A 17,291-nucleotide genomic window follows, 5' to 3' on the forward strand; every position below is an offset into this window, starting at 1 on the left:
AATACTTTGAGATCCTTTAAGAGTGAAAAAGGATAAATGTAAGGAGGCTAATAGTGGTATCGACATGATGCAATTTCTATAGCGGGATCAGTAATACGGTAGATAAGGCGATGTTCATCAGTGATCCGTCTTGACCAAAAACCTGCTAAATTATGTTTCAAGGGCTCTGGTTTACCTATTCCGCTAAACGGTGTTCTTTTAATATCTTTTATGAGTTCGTTAATGCGTTTAATTATTTTCTTGTCCATTTGTTGCCAATAAAGATAATCACTCCATGATTGTTCAGAAAAAATTAATTTCATTCCGTTATATCCTTTTCTATACCTTTACCTTGGTTCAGTTCATCAATTGAATCGAGCAAATGGCGCGCATTCGCTGGAGATCGTAACAGATAAGCTGTCTCTTCTAGTGCTTGGTATTCATCAAGAGATAAAAGAACACATGGAATACCCTTTTGTCTTGTGATCATGATGGGTACTCTATCATCAATTGTTTCATTCATAATTGAAGTTAAGTTTTGTCTTGCTTCTGTATAATTTATCGTTTTCATCTTATTATCCAGTGAGTTGTATCTATTTTGATTGAATTATACACAATTTAGTGATTTAAGTACAGAAGTAAGTACTTAATGAGATGTGCGGAGATTTTTTTAGGAATAGAATAAGGAAATAGGGAATGTCAGATAATAATATAATAAAGATAATCTATGTAGTTTCAGTTTTTTTGTTCGTTGTTTTCTCAATGGAGTTATTTATTTCAATAGAAAGTTATATTCATTATTTTTCTCTCGCTGAAAAAATTAGTACCTCATTCAGAACATCTGTTTTTTTATTTACGGTACCTGCTGTTTTCTATCTTCTCTATTTATTGGTTTTTCCACCATCCAAAAAGAGGACAATAAAAGGAAGTAAAAAAATAATGTTCTCTTTTCTCTTATTTTTTATTTTTGGTGTGTTTTTTAGCTTTTTCTTTTCTTACTATGTTGAAAGAGATCTACTTTCTAAAGGTTATTTTATTTGTGAAAAAAACACTTTTGCAGAATCTAATCTCTATGTTAAATCATTAATAGGTGTCATTAATTATGGATATTGAAACTAAAGATAAAATATATTTAATTTCATTTATTATGATCCCTCTCTTTCTCATTTGTATTTTTTTATCACTAGAGGATTATGTTGATTATTTCTTTTTAGCAGAGAAAATAAATTTTTCTTTTGTCACAGCAAGTATGCCTTTTTTATCGCCTTTTACTTATTATCTATTTTACATATTACTGATGTCCGCTATAAAAGACCAAGTAATCAAAATTAATAGCAAACTTGCGATAGTCACAGTGTTGATCTTCATTTTTGGTATTTTATTTGGCATATTTTTTAATCTCTATGTAAGATATGATCTTGTCTCCCAAGGATATTTTGTTTGTAAAAAAGGGCCCTCTTCTAAATCAAATGTTTACGTGGTGTCACCAAAACTTTGTCGTTATTAGCCTAAACTTTCTTAGTGAAACCTTTTTATCTATTTCTCCGAATAACTTCTATTTCATCAGATCTATTGAATTATTGTAAAAATAATTAAATTGAGCTATGCCATATTTAACGGAATAAGTTACAGTAAAACGGTTTTAATAGCTTGGTTTTGTTAGCAAAATTATAACCTAAACCAAACTCATAAAAGTTTAAACCACCTCCCACCAGAGTCATATCGTAAACAGCCAGAAAGCCCTAATTTAATTAGTCTTAGTTAATAGGAAGTGGATATTTTCGTTTAAATGGCAACACTATTTGCCAAAAGGGGCGTTTCTCTTTTTGTGTTGAGAATAATTTAGCCACTCTATTTGCAATAATTTCCAATGAAAAACAGAGAACAAAATAGATAAACGCAACGAACAGAAAGACTTCCATTGGATAAACCATGCTACGGTTATTAACTTGTGTCGCTAAGAATGAAAGTTCACCTACACCCACCACATAAGCTAATGAAGTATCTTTAATTAAGGCTATCCACTGATTAATAAATGAAGGCACCATCATTCGTAATGCTTGAGGCAATACGATATGCCATAGCACTTGCCAGCGATTAAAACCTAACGATAATCCTGCCTGCCATTGCCCTCTTCCTATTGCCAAAATGCCGGCTTTAACGCCATGCGCAATATAAGACGATGTAATTAAAGCTAATGCACAAACTACTGTCGTGATTTCAGGTATTTCCATCCCCAGTACAACGGGTAATAAAAAATAGACCCAAAATATCAACATAATGACGGGAATAGCGCGGAAAAAACCTAAAAAAGCTGCGAAGAGGTTAACCCAGACACCTCTAAGCATCGCCAGAGCAATTCCACCCAAGGTACCTAAAATCATGGATGCAATACCAGCAATGATACTGATAAAGACGGTCAGCGCGGCACCTTCTAAAGGCCCGTCAGGATAGGCACCAAAGAGTAAGTACTGCCAGTTATCAGCAATAACAGTAAAGTCCATATTAATACCCTTGTGCTAATTTACGTTGCTGATGCCATTGTCCCCAAGCCTCCATTAAGGCTATTGCCGCAATATAGAGAATGGTTGCGACACCAAAGGCTTCAAAGGTCCGTAATGATTCGGTTTCGACTTGTCTTGATGCGTAAGAAAGCTCTGCAACACCAATAGCCATAGTCAATGATGAGTTTTTTATCACATTCATGTATTGACCCAGTAAAGGAGGCAGAGCAATACGGAAGGCTTGAGGTAAAATGACATAACGCATAGATTGCCACTGTGTTAAGCCTAGTGCTAAAGAGGCATATTTTTGCCCTTGTTTAACACCTTGAATACCGGCTCTTAGCTCTTCGGCAATAAATGGCGTTGAGTAAAATGTCAGACCCACAATGCCAGCTAAAAATTCAAAAGAAGGCCAAGAAAGTGTTACGCCTAAGAATGTAATCTCATGAGGCGAGTTTAACCACATCATGGCGCTTTGTGGCAGAATTTCTCCAGATGCAAAATACCAAAAGAATAATTGTACTAACAGTGGAGTATTACGAAATAACGATGTGTAAGCCGTGGCTAACCAGCGTAATGGTGCAAAAGTGCTATCTCTTGCAGCACTAAGGGCAAAGCTCATTAATGTTGCAATGACAATAGTCCAAAAAGAGATAAGCAAAGTAATTAGGAATCCCTTCCAGAGCCAGCTTAAATAGTGTGGCTCAAGAAGGTAATGTGATAGAAATTGCTCAAACATATAATAGGCCTATTGTAGACACCAAACCCCGCAAAGGCGGGGTAGGTGTTTTAATAAAGAAATAACTTTGCTATTGATGAAAGAAAATAGTTATTACTCTTTAAAGATTAAGATTGTGGTGTTTGCTCGGATAATGGCGCAAATTTAAAGTCACCACGAGGCTGAGCTGATTTTGTTTCAGGGCCGAACCAACGGTTATAGATCTCGTCTGCTTTGCCTTCTTTTTCTAGTCTTAATAGCGTGTTATTAATTTCATTAATTAAACGCTCTTCGCCTTTAGCAGCGGCCACAGCTTGGTATTCACGTGTAATGCTAAAAGATGACACTTCAAAATCTGCTTTTATAGCATCAGGAAGGTTGGCTAATAAGCCGACTAATTTTGCATCATCTTGTGTGATAGCTTGTACATTGCCGTTACGTAACGCAGCGAAGGCTAGAGGGGTATCGTCATAAGAGATAACTTTGGTATCAGGATAACGCTCACGTAGCGTGATTTCTTGAACAGTACCTTTATCTGCACCAATTCGCAGTGAGTGAATTTGTTCAGGATTAGTTAAAACCCCTTTACGTGCAATAAATTTTTGTCCAGTTGCAAAGTAAGGAACAGAGAAGTCTACTTGCTTAGCGCGTTCATCGGTAATGGTGAAGTTTGCTGCAATTAAATCGACTTTTTTAGAGCTTAACAGTGGAATGCGGTTTGCTGGGTTTGTTGGACGTAGCTCCAGTTTTACGCCTAAATCTTTGGCGATTTCATTGGCGATATCCGCATCATAACCGGCAAGTTTTTTGGTTTGAGGATCAATAAACCCAAAAGGAGGATTGCTGTCAAAAATCGCGATACGTACAACACCCGCTTTTTTTATATCATCTAATTTATCGGCTTTTGCAATACCAGAGAAAAGGACAGAACCTGCAATTAACACCGTTGCCAAAACACGTAGTTTCATTATTCACCCCAAAGAAAAGAATTATCATCGTTATGTTGGATATCACGCTATCAAGTTGATCTAAGTTCATAAAATAATAAAAATTGATATGGATATGCTTTTAAGGAATAAGATGAGAAAAAGCGTTGAGCAAGTACGGCATTAAATTTATGAGGGAATAAAAAAACAGCGACATGATTATCGCTGTTTGTAAGAGAAGAAAAGAAGAGAGAAATTTATTTAGTGGTATTGTCACCATCGCTTTTTGTTAGCATTTTTTCTACTTGGTCGCCACCTAAATGACGGAAATCATGGCCTTTGACGTAATAGAAAATAAACTCACAAATATTCTGACAACGGTCGCCAATGCGTTCAATAGAACGCGCACAAAATAAGGCGGTTAACACACTAGGAATAGTGCGAGGATCTTCCATCATATAAGTCATTAATTGACGGACGATACCCTCGTATTCGTTATCAATCTTAGCGTCTTCACGATAGATGCGTACTGCTTCATCTAAATCCATGCGCGCAAACGCATCAAGAACATCATGAAGCATTTGTATTGCATGTTGACCTAAAGATTCTAAACTGACTAATAATGGCTGATGCTGGTGTGAAAACTTTTCAAGTGCGGTCTTACAGATTTTTTCAGCAACATCACCAATACGTTCTAGCTCAGCGATCGTTTTTGATATTGCCATAATTAAACGTAAGTCACTTGCTGTTGGCTGGCGTTTAGCAATAATTCGCATACACGCATCATCAATGGCGACTTCCATCATATTGACGTTATGATCACCTTGAATAACTTCATTTGCCAGTGCTTGGTCTTGATTGTGCATCGCTGTAATGGCTTTTTTCAGTTGCTCTTCAACAAGCCCACCCATAACCATCAGCTCAGTACGGATATGCTCTAATTCAGCATTAAATTGACCAGAAATATGCTTATTGTGATTTAAATTATCCATTTATTGCCTCGTTATCAGCCATAACGCCCAGTGATGTAATCTTCAGTTTGTTTTTTCGCAGGACGCGTAAATAACGTATCCGTATCGCTAAATTCAATTAACTCACCTAAATACATAAATGCAGTGTAATCAGAACAACGAGCTGCTTGTTGCATGTTATGTGTCACGATAACCACGGTATATTCTGATTTGAGTTCGCTGATAAGTTCTTCAATACGACCTGTTGAGATTGGATCAAGTGCTGAACAAGGCTCATCAAGCAATAATACTTCAGGGCGAATAGCGATACCGCGTGCAATACATAAACGCTGTTGCTGACCGCCTGACAAACTATATCCACTCTGATGTAATTTATCTTTGGTTTCGTTCCATAATGCAGCCTTTGTCAAAGCCCACTGAACACGTTCGTCCATATCAGCGCGAGATAACTTTTCGAATAAGCGTACACCAAAAGCGATATTGTCATAAATTGACATCGGGAATGGGGTTGGCTTTTGGAACACCATACCAACCTTGGCTCGTAATAATGCGATATCTTGCTTATCCGTCAAGATGTTGTTGCCATCTAGCAGAATTTCGCCTTCTGCACGTTGTTCGCCATAAAGCTCATACATTTTATTAAAAGTACGCAGTAAGGTGGATTTACCACAACCAGAAGGTCCGATAAAGGCGGTCACCTTATTTTTGGCAATATCTAAAGAGATATTTTTCAGCGCATGAAATTTACCGTAATAGAAGTTCAAGTCACGAACTTGGATTTTATTTCCTGCGTTATCATTAGCCATAATCATTCAACGTTCTCTCTTGCTTAACTTTCTGCGTTAGCCGTGCTTGCGTTTAGCAAACAGCACGCGCGCGATAATATTGATAAATAGAACACAGAGGGTGATAAGTAATACGCCAGCCCAGGCAAGTTCTTGCCACTGTGCAAAAGGACTCATGGCGAACTTAAAGATAGTCACAGGTAAGTTAGCTATCGGTTCGTTTAAGTCTGTGCTCCAGAATTGGTTGGATAGTGAAGTAAATAACAGTGGTGCAGTTTCACCTGCAATACGTGCAATCGCTAATAACACACCTGTAATAATGCCTGATACTGAGGCTTTTAAGGTGATTTTAGAGATCATCTTCCACTTTGGTGTTCCTAACGCATAAGCAGCTTCGCGTAAGCTATCAGGGACCAACTTCAACATATTTTCAGTGGTACGAATAACGATAGGAATTTGCAGTAAAGCAAGTGCAATAATACCTGCCCATCCTGAAAAGTGCTGCATTTGTGCGACCACAATGGTGTAGACAAAGAGTCCGACAACGATGGAAGGTGCTGACAGCAAAATATCGTTAATAAAGCGAGTAGTTTCAGCAAGCCATGAGCGACGGCCATATTCCGCAAGATAAATTCCTGCAAGAATACCTAATGGTGTTCCAATTACTGTGGCCCAAAAGATGAGCAATCCACTACCGACAATGGCATTCGCCAATCCACCACCATCAGTATTTGGCGGCGGTGTCATTTCAGTGAAAAGCGCAAGGGACATACCATCAACGCCTTTTGTGATTGTTGAGAATAAAATCCACGTTAACCAGAAAAGACCAAATGCCATAGTAGAGACAGATAAAAACAGTGCGATACGGTTTTTTTGACGACGCCAAAGTTGGCGTTTATGGCGTACTCGCAGTTCGCTTTCGGTTTGAACTTGTAATGAAGAAGAGGATGTTTTAGACATATTAACGCGCTCCTTCATTCTTAGATAAACGTAATGTCATAAACTTAGAAATCGCAAGTACGATAAAGGTAATGACAAACAGAATAAGCCCTAATTCCATTAATGCTGCAGTATGTAATCCCGTCTCTGCTTCTGCAAACTCATTGGCTAATGCCGACGTGATACTGTTACCTGGCATAAACAGCGAGGCAGAATCTAATTGGTAGGTATTACCGATGATAAAGGTCACCGCCATGGTTTCACCTAAGGCACGGCCTAATCCCAACATAACGCCACCGATGACACCGTTACGGGTATAAGGCAGAACGATATTCCAAATTACTTCCCATGTCGTACAGCCAATGCCGTAGGCTGATTCCTTCATCATGACAGGTGTCTGTTCAAACACATCACGCATCACAGAGGCGATATAAGGAATGATCATGATAGCGAGGATAACCCCCGCAGCTAAGATACCAATACCAAAAGCTGGGCCTGAGAAAAGCTCACCCACAATAGGAATGGATGAAAGTACATTACCGACAGGTTCTTGAAAATAGGTTGCAAACAGTGGTGCAAAGACAAAGAGTCCCCACATACCATAAACAATACTTGGGATAGCCGCGAGTAACTCAATCGCAATACCTAATGGACGTTTTAGCCAATTAGGCGCTAATTCAGTGAGGAAAAGGGCAATACCAAAGCTGACAGGAACAGCAATAATCAGTGCGATGATTGACGTTACAATGGTACCGTAAATAGGCACTAATGCACCAAACTCTTGTGCCGGTGGATCCCACTCTTTTGTCCATAAGAATGAAAGACCAAACTGCTGAATACTTGGCCATGAGGCAAAAATCAGCGAAACAATGATACCTGTTAAAAGCAAAAGCGTAATTAACGCAGCTAGACGGACTAGTGCGCTGAAAATAACGTCCCCTCGTTTACTAGGGGCCTTTATTACCGTTGTGTGCTCGGCCATAAAGCCTCTTTTAATTTATTACCCCCTGTTAGCATAGCAGGGGGTGAACGTTAACTTATCTCTTAATGGTTGCCGGTTTTATTAGTAAATCGGTTTACCATTACTGTCTTTAATACTTGTTTTCCATGCAGCACGAATTTGTTCTACAACTTCTGCAGGTAATACTGCGTAATCTAGGTTTTTCGCTTCTTGATTACCTTTGTCGTAAGCCCAATTGAAGAAATTCAGTACTTCTTTACCTTTTTCTGCATTTTGTTGTTTTTGATGCACTAAGATAAAGGTGGTTGAAGTAATCGGCCATGCGTTTTCACCTTTCTGGTTAGTCAGGTCTTGTGCAAAGCTTTTGCTCCAATCAATTTTTCTTGCTGCGGCACTAAAGCTGTCTGCTGTTGGTGCAATTGCTTCGCCATCAGCTGTGACTAATTTAGTATAAGCAAGGTTGTTTTGTTTCGCGTAAGCATATTCAACATAACCGATTGAACCTGGTACACGTTGAACGAATGCAGCGATACCATCATTTCCTTTACCACCTAAGCCTGTTGGCCATTTAACGGTAGAGCCAGCGCCGACTTCATCTTTCCATGCATTACTTACTTTTGATAAGTAGCTAGTGAAAACGAAAGAGGTTCCTGAACCATCAGCACGGCGAATAACAGCGATATTCTGGTCTGGTAATTTTACACCTGGATTGAGTTTGGTGATGGCAGGATCGTTCCATTTTTGGATCTTGCCTAAATAGATATTACCGATAGTGTCGCCATCTAAGGTCAGCTCACCTGATTTGATACCAGGAATATTGACTGCCATAACAACACCACCAATCACAGTTGGGAATTGAAATAAACCGTCAGCTTGTAATTTGTCATCTGCTAATGGCGCATCAGAAGCACCAAAATCAACAGTATTTGCAATAATCTGTTTAACACCACCAGAGGAGCCAATGCCTTGGTAGTTAATTTTGTTACCCGTTTCTTTCTGATAGGAATCTGCCCATTTAGCATAAACTGGGGCAGGGAACGTTGCGCCAGCACCAGTCAGCGAGGTCGTTGCCTGCGCAGAAAGAGCGGTCATTGAAAACGCAGCGGCAATGACACTAGTCAGGGTGGTACGCATCAGTTTCATAATCCCTCCTGTGGGATAGGTAGAATAATTTTCGACATCTATCAACTTCGGTTACGGTACGCACAGACAATAGGTCAGTTAGATGACAATTAAATGTCTTAATTGTGACAGTTTTATGACAAAGTAAAAAAATGATGAAATATTTAGTGGGGGAAGAAAATACAAAGCAGAAGTAGCGGAATAAAAAAGGGCTTTATCAGAAAGAAAAATTAATCATCCTCATCATCACGCTCTTTTAATGGGAAATTAGCACGGATAAGTAATCCGCCTTTAATGCTATCATCAAGTTCAACATAACCGCCGTGAGCATCCATAATACGGCGAATAATGGATAACCCTAAACCAGCACCTGTTGAGCTACGTGCTTGTTCACCTTGAACAAAAGGTTGGAAAAGACGTTGTCGGTCTTCTTGTGGAATACCGGGGCCGTCATCTTCGACTTGAAACCATGCATATTCTTCATTTTTTCCACTTGAAACACTTATCCAGCCATGGCCATAGCGAGTCGCATTTACAATCATATTGGCAAGTGCTCGTTTTACAGCGATAGGATTAGCCGTAATATTAATGGATTCAGGATGAAGATGATCTTCACTTATTTTGCCTGAGTTAGATTCAGCCGAAATGACTTCTTGTAATAGATTATTCATATCGCACAGTTCTAAAGACATCTCTTTACCTGTACGCATATAGTCTAGAAACTGGCCAATAATGGCATCGCAATCTTCAATATCTTTATTGATAGAGTCAGCAAGATAGCTATCTTCCGGGCTCATCATTTCAGTAGCAAGGCGAATACGAGTAAGTGGTGTACGCAAGTCATGACTGACACCAGCCATAACGAGTGTTCTATCATTATCTAATGAGCGAATGCCCGATGACATCTGATTAAATGCGCGAATGATTGATCGCATTTCAGAGGAGCCAGATTCAGGGATAGGCGGTGGAATAACCCCTTTACCGATACGACGTGCTGCATATTCTACTTCATTGAGTGGGCGATTTTGAAAACGGTTATAGAGCCAGAAAAAAGCGACAACGATAATAATAAAAATAATTGCTTGCCGATAAACCGGCAGTAAGAAATTTTGCCCTAATTCAGTGAGTGGAACGCGTATCCAAAGAGAGGGGGAAATATGTGTATTGACCCATAAAACAGGGTATTCTAGCGTGTTTTCAATCCAAATTTCAGTTTCTCCACCCAGATATTCAGACATCTGTTCACTTAAATCGTCATCGATTTTAGCCCAATAAAGTCCTTCCTCAAGAGCGGCCTCTTTATCAAAAAAAGAGATACCTAATTCGCTATAGATTTTATTGCGCAAAGCTGGGGAGATTTTGAGTGGAGTGCCATCAACTAAAATAAGTTCTTCTGGCATTAATGTGCGTATTTCATACGCTAAAACTTTATTAAATTGCTGAAGGCTTGGCCCAACAATAAGGTGCTGCACAACGATATAACTGGCTATCAAACTAAAAAAAAGTAGCGAGATAACCAGAAATAACGAACGTGTCAGTTTATTGTGGGGGGAAAGCCTCAGCCTTCTCATTGAGCACTGGTTCCATCAGGAACAAAGACGTAACCAAGCCCCCAAACTGTTTGAATATAGCGAGGATGTGTTGGGTCCTCTTCAATCATTCGGCGTAAACGAGAAATTTGAACGTCGATTGAACGTTCCATAGCACTGTATTCGCGACCACGAGCAAGGCTCATTAGTTTGTCACGAGAAAGTGGCTCACGAGGGTGAGATACCAGTACTTTCAATACAGCAAATTCACCACTAGTCAGAGGCATATGCTCTTCTTCGTGGAACATTTCGCGTGTACCAAGGTTTAGCTTGAACTTACCAAAAGAAATAATGGCATTATCTTGTGAAGGAGCACCCGGTAATTCGTTCGCTTGACGGCGAAGTACTGCGCGAATGCGAGCCAGTAATTCTCTTGGATTAAATGGTTTTGAGATGTAATCATCAGCACCAATTTCAAGCCCAACAATTCTATCAACCTCTTCCCCTTTTGCTGTAACCATAATAATAGGAATAGGGTTGTTTTGGCTTCTTAAGCGACGGCAAATGGATAAGCCATCTTCGCCTGGAAGCATTAAGTCGAGTACGATAAGGTGGATAGATTCGCGAGTGAGCAGACGATCCATTTGATCAGCGTTTGCAGCAGTACGGATTTGAAAACCCTGCTCTGTCAAATAGCGCTCTAGTAGTGAACGTAGACGTAAATCATCATCCACGATTAGCACTTTATAACTTTCTTGCATTTTTTAAGCTCCCGAAGTGCAAATGCTTTTTGTTAGCGAATTCTATCATCGTTAAGAATATTAAACCAAAACCAAAGAATAAATGTTAATAATTTACAGATAAAACTTGTTCTTTGGTGATAGTAAAGGTAATAAATCTATTTATTTGTCTTATTCCGAATGATATTTGATAGATAATACGCAGTAATTAACTTCACCACCTGGTGTTTGCACACTAATTTCATCATCAACTTGTTTACCAATGAGTGCTCGGGCAACAGGAGAATCTATAGAAATCCACTGTTTTGCTGGATCAAACTCATCAGGCCCCACAAGTCTGAAAGTTTTGACATTTTCGTCATCATCTTCAAGCGTGACCCAAGCACCAAAATAAATTTTTCCTTCTTGGCGAGGATCGGGATCAACAATTTTTAGCTCATCAAGACGTTTTGATAAAAAGCGAACACGTCTGTCAATTTCACGTAATCGCTTCTTTCCATAAATATATTCAGCATTTTCTGAACGGTCACCTTGTGCCGCTGCTTCTGAAACTGATTGTGTGACACGAGGGCGTTCTTCTTTCCAAAGATATTTTAGCTCTTTGTCTAAGGCATACCAGCCATCACGAGTAATATAGTTACTTTTTGCCATTACGAATTAAAACTATCATCAACATTGAATTTCATAAAGATACTATAGCGTGAATGATAAATTAATCTGTTATTTTCCTCATAATTGTCGAGTCTAATCGGAAATTTGCCAAATTTTTTTAGTGTGGCGTGTGTATAATAGCCCTCTTTAAAATTATTCCTCTCGGTAGGTAAATATATTATGAATGAATCATTAAGCCGAATTATTGCAGAAGAGCTCAAGGTTAAGCCTCAGCAAGTCCTTTCGGCCATAACGTTACTGGATGAAGGGAATACGGTGCCATTTGTTGCCCGTTACCGTAAAGAGGTCACTGGTGGGTTAGATGATACGCAACTACGTCAGTTAGAAACTCGCCTTAGTTATTTACGAGAACTCAATGATCGTCGCCAAACCATTTTAAAATCAATTGAAGAACAAGGAAAATTAACACCTGAGTTACGTTCTTCAATTAATGAAACGCAAAGTAAAACAGAGCTTGAAGATCTTTATCTTCCTTATAAGCCTAAACGCCGTACTCGTGGACAAATTGCTATTGAAAATGGGTTAGAGCCCTTAGCAGATTTGTTGTGGAATGAGCCACAAAATAACCCAGAAGATGCAGCGACCGCTTATATCAACGCAGAAAAAGGTGTGAATGATACTAAAGCAGCTTTAGATGGCGCGCGTTATATTTTAATGGAGCGTTTTTCAGAAGATGCTGGGTTATTGGCGAAAGTTCGACAATATTTATGGAAAAATGCGCACCTTGTTTCAAAAGTTGTGGAAGGAAAAGAAGTCGAAGGAGCGAAGTTTAGTGATTATTTTGACAGTCATGAACCTATTGCCAATGTTCCCTCTCATCGTGCGTTAGCCATGTTTCGTGGCCGTAACGAAGGTATTTTACAATTATCGCTTAATCCTGATCCACAATTTGAAGAAGCACCTAAAGAAAGCTATGGTGAACAACTGATCACAGAGCATTTAGGATTACGCTTAAATAATCAACCGGCAGATAGCTGGCGTAAAGCGGTTGTAAGCTGGACTTGGCGTATTAAAGTTTTAATGCATATTGAAACAGAATTGATGAGCCAATTACGAGAAAAAGCAGAAGAAGAAGCTATTAATGTTTTTGCTCGAAATCTAAATGATTTACTGATGGCAGCACCTGCGGGTATGCGAGCCACTATGGGACTTGATCCTGGTTTACGTACTGGTGTGAAAGTTGCTGTTGTAGATAGCACTGGTAAGTTAATTGCAACTGATACGATTTATCCACATACAGGCCAAGCTGATAAAGCGGCTGCGAGTGTCGCGGCGTTATGTATTAAGCATAATGTTGAGCTGGTGGCGATTGGCAATGGTACTGCTTCTCGTGAAACCGAACGTTTTTTTGCTGAAACTGTAAAACGTTACCCAGACGTCAAAGCACAAAAGGTCATTGTGAGCGAGGCGGGAGCGTCCGTATATTCTGCATCAGAGCTTGCTGCTAATGAGTTTCCTGATTTAGACGTGTCTATTCGTGGTGCGGTCTCTATTGCTCGCCGTTTACAAGATCCGTTGGCTGAACTTGTAAAAATTGATCCTAAATCCATTGGTGTTGGCCAATATCAGCATGATGTTAGCCAAACATTATTAGCTAGAAAACTTGATACTGTTGTTGAAGACTGTGTGAATGGTGTTGGTGTGGATTTAAATACCGCGTCAGTACCATTATTAACGCGAGTTGCGGGGCTTAGCCAATCTATCGCTCAAAATATTATTAATTGGCGTGATGAGAACGGTCGCTTTATTGATAGAAAACAGTTACTCAAAGTCGCCCGTTTAGGGCCAAAAGCCTTTGAGCAATGCGCAGGTTTTTTGCGTATTCGTGATGGTGAAAATCCGCTGGATGCGTCAACAGTTCACCCAGAAGCGTATCCAGTTGTTGAAAATATCCTGCAATCTACGCAACAAAAGATTGGCGATTTAATGGGAAATAGCGCTTTGATCTCGCAGGTTGATGCAAGAGCGTTTATCACAGAGAAATTTGGTCTACCAACAGTTAATGACATCTTAAAAGAGTTAGCTAAACCAGGGCGAGACCCTCGTCCAGAGTTTAAAACGGCGACTTTTGCTGAAGGTGTGGAAACAATGAATGACTTAGTTAGTGGCATGATCCTTGAAGGAACCGTGACTAATGTGACTAATTTCGGTGCATTTGTTGATATCGGTGTACACCAAGATGGTTTGGTTCATATCTCCTCTTTAGCTGACCGATTTATTGAAGATCCACATACTGTGGTAAAAACAGGTGATATTGTTAAAGTCAAAGTTCTTGAAGTTGACTTGGCTCGTAAACGTATTGCATTAACTATGCGTTTAGATGAAGTTGCTGGTGATAGTGAAAATAGACAATCATCACCAAGTAATAATCACCCTAGAAATAATAAAGGGCAGAAGCCAGCTCGTAATAACCGCCAATCAACAAATAGTGGTAATAATGCGGGAAATAGTGCAATGGGTGACGCGTTAGCCGCTGCATTTGGAAAAAAACGCTAATAACACATTTAGGGTTATAGTGTTAATGAGCAAGGAGCTCTAACGTTGTTGAATGTGGTGTTATGGATATTGATGACACCACATTTTTTATTTTGCCTTATTCAGGCTGTTTTGTAATAACGAAATATTGATAAAGAAGAGTGCAGATTAAATTTACTCTCATTTATTTTTCATTTTTAATCGGTTTGGTTTTAATCTGACTTAAGCGATATTAAATAAAGTATCCTCTATTTCATCTCTATATTTATTTATTATGATTTTTATCATCCATTTTCTATTTTCCCCATCGCTGATTACCTTTATATTATAAATATGAGTTGATCGCCTTATAACCTTATTACTAATAAGGTTTTTAAGTGAGATTCTATGAGCTAAAACTGAGAAATCATTGCCTCTGTTTATATCAACTCTATTTTAATTAATAGAATGAATATCTGTAGGTTTATTTCACCTTTATTAGGTTATTAATATGAATTTAAATAAATTATCGCTTGGCTTGATTTTAATTTCTGCAACATTACTTGCAGGGTGTGCTTCAGAGTCTTCTCGCTCTTTAGATGTCGCTAAAGTCGCAACCTATAACACGACTTATACTGGGACAAAAAGCGCTATTTCAATTGGTAAGTTTGATAACCGTTCTAGTTATATGAATGGAATATTCTCTGATGGTGTTGATAGATTAGGAAATCAATCAAAAACCATTTTAATGACCCATTTACAACAGACAGGGCGTTTTAACGTGTTAGATCGCGCCAATATGTCTGAGTTAAAAGAAGAGGCGGGTATTAAAGGCCAAAGCCAGCAATTAAAAGGTGCAACCTATGTTATTACGGGTGATGTCACTGAATTTGGTCGTAAAGAAGTGGGTGATCGTCAATTATTCGGTATTTTAGGTCGCGGTAAAACCCAAGTTGCTTATGCCAAAGTGAATTTAAACGTTGTGAATGTAAACACATCAGAAGTGGTATTCTCATCTCAAGGTGCGGGTGAATATGAGCTTTCTAACCGTGAAATCATCGGGTTTGGTGGAACAGCAAGCTATGACTCAACACTTAATGGCAAAGTGCTTGATCTCGCTATTCGTGAAGCAGTTAATAATTTAGTAGCTGGTATTGAGAGCAATGCTTGGCAACCTTCGAAATAATGCTCATTTTATAAGGATATAACAATGTTAAAATCATTAATGAGCCTTGCTTTTGGTACGCTATTATTGACAGGGTGCGCAAGTGGCCCTAAACCGCTTTATAACTGGGATAGCTATCAACAAGTGGTTTATCAACATTATCAACAAAGTGAAAGTGACCCCCAAGCACAGATTGATGCATTAAAGAAAAGTATTGAACTCTCTCGTGCTAAATCATTGGGTATTCCACCGGGATTACATGCGCACTTAGGAATGTTATATGGTGCAACAGGCGCATTAGATTTAGCGATGGCTGAATTTAACGAGGAAAAAGCACTTTACCCTGAATCAGCAGAATTCATGGATCGCCTGATGAAAAACAAAGGAATGCAAAAATGAGTCGTTTATTTGCTTTAATGTGTTTTGCGTTTGCGTTGGTATTAACGGGCTGTGCTCAACCTGTCAAAACGGATTACACCGCCTTTAAACAAAGTAAGCCAAAAAGTATTTTAGTTTTAGTACCACAAAACCACACGACAGAGGTTGGTGCGGGGCATAGTTTTTTATCTCAAGTGACGTATCCTTTGGCAGAGGCGGGCTATTATGTTTTTCCGGTTGCGGTCGTTGAAGAGACATTTAAGCAAAATGGTCTATCAATGGCTGGAGATATTCACGCAGTAAGTCCGAATAAATTGCGTGAAATATTTGGTGCTGATGCAGTTTTATATTTAGATATCACTGAATTCGGCACGTCATACCAAGTTATTTCCAGTGATACACGAGTCACTGTTAGCGCTAAACTTGTTGATCTCCGTAATGGCGGTGTGTTGTGGAGCAGTTCTGCAACCGCATCAAGTACAGAGACAGAAAGTTCATCAAGTAGCTTAGTGGGAATGTTGGTTTCTGCTGTTGTGAATCAAATCGTTAATACCGTTTCAGATAAGAGTTACCAAATTGCAGGAATAACCAGTGTGCGGTTACTGTCTGCAGGTAAAGCAAATGGTATTTTATACGGACCTCGCTCACCTAATTATGGTAAAGAAGCAGAATGATTTAATGCTATAAATTAACCATAATAAAGAAAAAGGCTCTGTTTTATGTGATCACAATAAACAGAGCCTTTCTATTTGTTATTATCAAATAATAATAATTCTTATTAGCCATTAAAGAAATGCAGGTATTTTAATCAAAGAAATTAGATTAATAACAAAGAAAATAAATAGAGGGTCATTTTTATTGAAAAGAGAAACCATCCTTGGTTGCTAGTCCGTTTCCTTCCATGGTTAATAATCCATAATTCGGTATATAAAAGAGACTGATAAAATAAGAGAATAGTCAATTAGAATAAGATAAGGTATGGGGGATGCTATCTTTCCTTGTAATATAGCGACCTTTATTCTTTAAATGACTCTCAAATTTAAATCAAAACACGACTGAGTTGGATATTAATCAATGTTTTGTTCTAGGGTATGTAATATTATAATTTAGGTAAAGATATAATTATTACTATTATTATAATCATCGAATTACGAGAGAATAAAAAAATAATAAAATTAATATAACGAGATATTTAATTAATTTAAATCGTATTTTGAGTAATATATCGTTTTAAACTCTGGGTAAAAGTTGATAAGCGTTATTTTAAAATAATAAACTTTAACTAACATCTTGAATAAACTTAATTTATTTATGAATATCTTTAATGAGTAAGACTATTTTTGTGTAATGTGACTTATATCACATCTTGTGTTCGGGCAGGATAGCCTATCAATAAGAAGATAAGGGGATTTATACGATACCTTTTTTGATCATATTCAGTTCTCGAT

General features: G+C 38.5%; 19 protein-coding genes. 6 read left to right on the top strand and 13 right to left on the bottom strand.

The window, feature by feature from the left end; genetic code table 11:
* Nucleotides 1-47: 47 nt before the first annotated feature.
* A complete protein-coding gene (locus ABN217_RS09405) occupies nucleotides 48-302 on the bottom strand; it encodes a Txe/YoeB family addiction module toxin (protein ID WP_196554397.1) in 255 nt (84 codons plus the stop codon).
* A complete protein-coding gene (yefM, locus tag ABN217_RS09410; protein WP_072068851.1) occupies nucleotides 299-550 on the bottom strand; it encodes a YoeB-YefM toxin-antitoxin system antitoxin YefM in 252 nt (83 codons plus the stop codon). The genes ABN217_RS09405 and yefM overlap by 4 nt, the downstream gene beginning before the upstream one ends.
* 125 nt (nucleotides 551-675) lie before the next feature.
* Between yefM and ABN217_RS09415 the strand changes: the two genes are divergently transcribed.
* Together ABN217_RS09415 and ABN217_RS09420 are read left to right on the top strand one after the other, a co-directional pair.
* Complete coding sequence (locus tag ABN217_RS09415; protein WP_349459346.1) at nucleotides 676-1,092, top strand: DUF1240 domain-containing protein; 417 nt, start codon at nucleotides 676-678, stop codon at nucleotides 1,090-1,092.
* Nucleotides 1,082-1,486, top strand: coding sequence for a DUF1240 domain-containing protein (locus ABN217_RS09420; RefSeq protein WP_072068849.1), 405 nt, complete (start codon nucleotides 1,082-1,084; stop codon nucleotides 1,484-1,486). The genes ABN217_RS09415 and ABN217_RS09420 overlap by 11 nt, the downstream gene beginning before the upstream one ends.
* Nucleotides 1,487-1,736: 250 nt before the next feature.
* Here ABN217_RS09420 and ABN217_RS09430 read toward each other — a convergent pair whose 3' ends face one another.
* The 11 genes from ABN217_RS09430 to greB form a co-directional block, all read right to left on the bottom strand.
* Nucleotides 1,737-2,483, bottom strand: coding sequence for an amino acid ABC transporter permease (locus ABN217_RS09430; protein WP_349459348.1), 747 nt, complete (start codon nucleotides 2,481-2,483; stop codon nucleotides 1,737-1,739).
* Nucleotide 2,484: 1 nt separating this feature from the next.
* Complete coding sequence (locus ABN217_RS09435; protein ID WP_115351110.1) at nucleotides 2,485-3,222, bottom strand: amino acid ABC transporter permease; 738 nt, start codon at nucleotides 3,220-3,222, stop codon at nucleotides 2,485-2,487.
* Between the two features lie 107 nt (nucleotides 3,223-3,329).
* Nucleotides 3,330-4,169: an ABC transporter substrate-binding protein gene (locus tag ABN217_RS09440; protein WP_197269777.1), complete on the bottom strand. Its 840-nt coding sequence runs from the start codon at nucleotides 4,167-4,169 to the stop codon at nucleotides 3,330-3,332.
* A 215-nt stretch (nucleotides 4,170-4,384) separates the two neighbouring features.
* Nucleotides 4,385-5,119 carry a phosphate signaling complex protein PhoU gene (gene phoU / locus ABN217_RS09445; protein WP_072068845.1) on the bottom strand — a complete coding sequence of 245 codons (735 nt, stop codon included), beginning with the start codon at nucleotides 5,117-5,119 and terminating at the stop codon, nucleotides 4,385-4,387.
* 14 nt (nucleotides 5,120-5,133) lie between these two features.
* Nucleotides 5,134-5,910 (bottom strand): phosphate ABC transporter ATP-binding protein PstB, encoded by a 777-nt coding sequence (gene pstB / locus ABN217_RS09450; RefSeq protein WP_006534565.1) that lies wholly within the window; start codon nucleotides 5,908-5,910, stop codon nucleotides 5,134-5,136.
* A gap of 30 nt (nucleotides 5,911-5,940) precedes the next feature.
* Entirely contained in the window at nucleotides 5,941-6,843 is a 903-nt protein-coding gene (gene pstA, locus ABN217_RS09455; protein WP_072068844.1) for a phosphate ABC transporter permease PstA, read from the bottom strand.
* A gap of 1 nt (nucleotide 6,844) precedes the next feature.
* A complete protein-coding gene (gene pstC, locus ABN217_RS09460; RefSeq protein WP_072068843.1) occupies nucleotides 6,845-7,804 on the bottom strand; it encodes a phosphate ABC transporter permease PstC in 960 nt (319 codons plus the stop codon).
* A gap of 81 nt (nucleotides 7,805-7,885) precedes the next feature.
* The gene (gene pstS / locus ABN217_RS09465) at nucleotides 7,886-8,926 is read right to left on the bottom strand and encodes a phosphate ABC transporter substrate-binding protein PstS (RefSeq protein WP_072068842.1); all 1,041 of its coding nucleotides are present in this window, start codon (nucleotides 8,924-8,926) and stop codon (nucleotides 7,886-7,888) included.
* 209 nt (nucleotides 8,927-9,135) lie between these two features.
* Nucleotides 9,136-10,476: a two-component system sensor histidine kinase EnvZ gene (envZ, locus tag ABN217_RS09470; RefSeq protein WP_115351113.1), complete on the bottom strand. Its 1,341-nt coding sequence runs from the start codon at nucleotides 10,474-10,476 to the stop codon at nucleotides 9,136-9,138.
* Nucleotides 10,473-11,195 carry an osmolarity response regulator transcription factor OmpR gene (gene ompR / locus ABN217_RS09475; protein ID WP_036933800.1) on the bottom strand — a complete coding sequence of 241 codons (723 nt, stop codon included), beginning with the start codon at nucleotides 11,193-11,195 and terminating at the stop codon, nucleotides 10,473-10,475. The genes envZ and ompR overlap by 4 nt, the downstream gene beginning before the upstream one ends.
* Nucleotides 11,196-11,345: 150 nt before the next feature.
* Nucleotides 11,346-11,825 carry a transcription elongation factor GreB gene (gene greB / locus ABN217_RS09480; RefSeq protein ID WP_109395050.1) on the bottom strand — a complete coding sequence of 160 codons (480 nt, stop codon included), beginning with the start codon at nucleotides 11,823-11,825 and terminating at the stop codon, nucleotides 11,346-11,348.
* 180 nt (nucleotides 11,826-12,005) lie between these two features.
* On the opposite strand from greB, the gene ABN217_RS09485 reads away from it, so the two are divergent.
* The 4 genes from ABN217_RS09485 to ABN217_RS09500 all read left to right on the top strand — a co-directional run bounded on the left by ABN217_RS09485 (nucleotide 12,006) and on the right by ABN217_RS09500 (nucleotide 16,517).
* Nucleotides 12,006-14,342: a Tex family protein gene (locus ABN217_RS09485; RefSeq protein ID WP_164526834.1), complete on the top strand. Its 2,337-nt coding sequence runs from the start codon at nucleotides 12,006-12,008 to the stop codon at nucleotides 14,340-14,342.
* 469 nt (nucleotides 14,343-14,811) lie between these two features.
* A complete protein-coding gene (locus tag ABN217_RS09490; RefSeq protein ID WP_072068839.1) occupies nucleotides 14,812-15,486 on the top strand; it encodes a CsgG/HfaB family protein in 675 nt (224 codons plus the stop codon).
* Nucleotides 15,487-15,504: 18 nt separating this feature from the next.
* Nucleotides 15,505-15,864, top strand: a complete 360-nt coding sequence (locus ABN217_RS09495; RefSeq protein WP_371032846.1) for a DUF4810 domain-containing protein — start codon at nucleotides 15,505-15,507, stop codon at nucleotides 15,862-15,864.
* On the top strand, nucleotides 15,861-16,517 hold the full coding sequence (locus ABN217_RS09500) for a DUF799 domain-containing protein (protein ID WP_072068837.1): 657 nt from the start codon (nucleotides 15,861-15,863) through the stop codon (nucleotides 16,515-16,517). Before ABN217_RS09495 ends, ABN217_RS09500 begins: the two co-directional genes overlap by 4 nt.
* Nucleotides 16,518-17,291 lie beyond the last annotated feature (774 nt).

It is taken from the genome of Proteus sp. fly-1067, from assembly GCF_040139345.1.
GTDB lineage: Bacteria > Pseudomonadota > Gammaproteobacteria > Enterobacterales > Enterobacteriaceae > Proteus > Proteus vulgaris_B.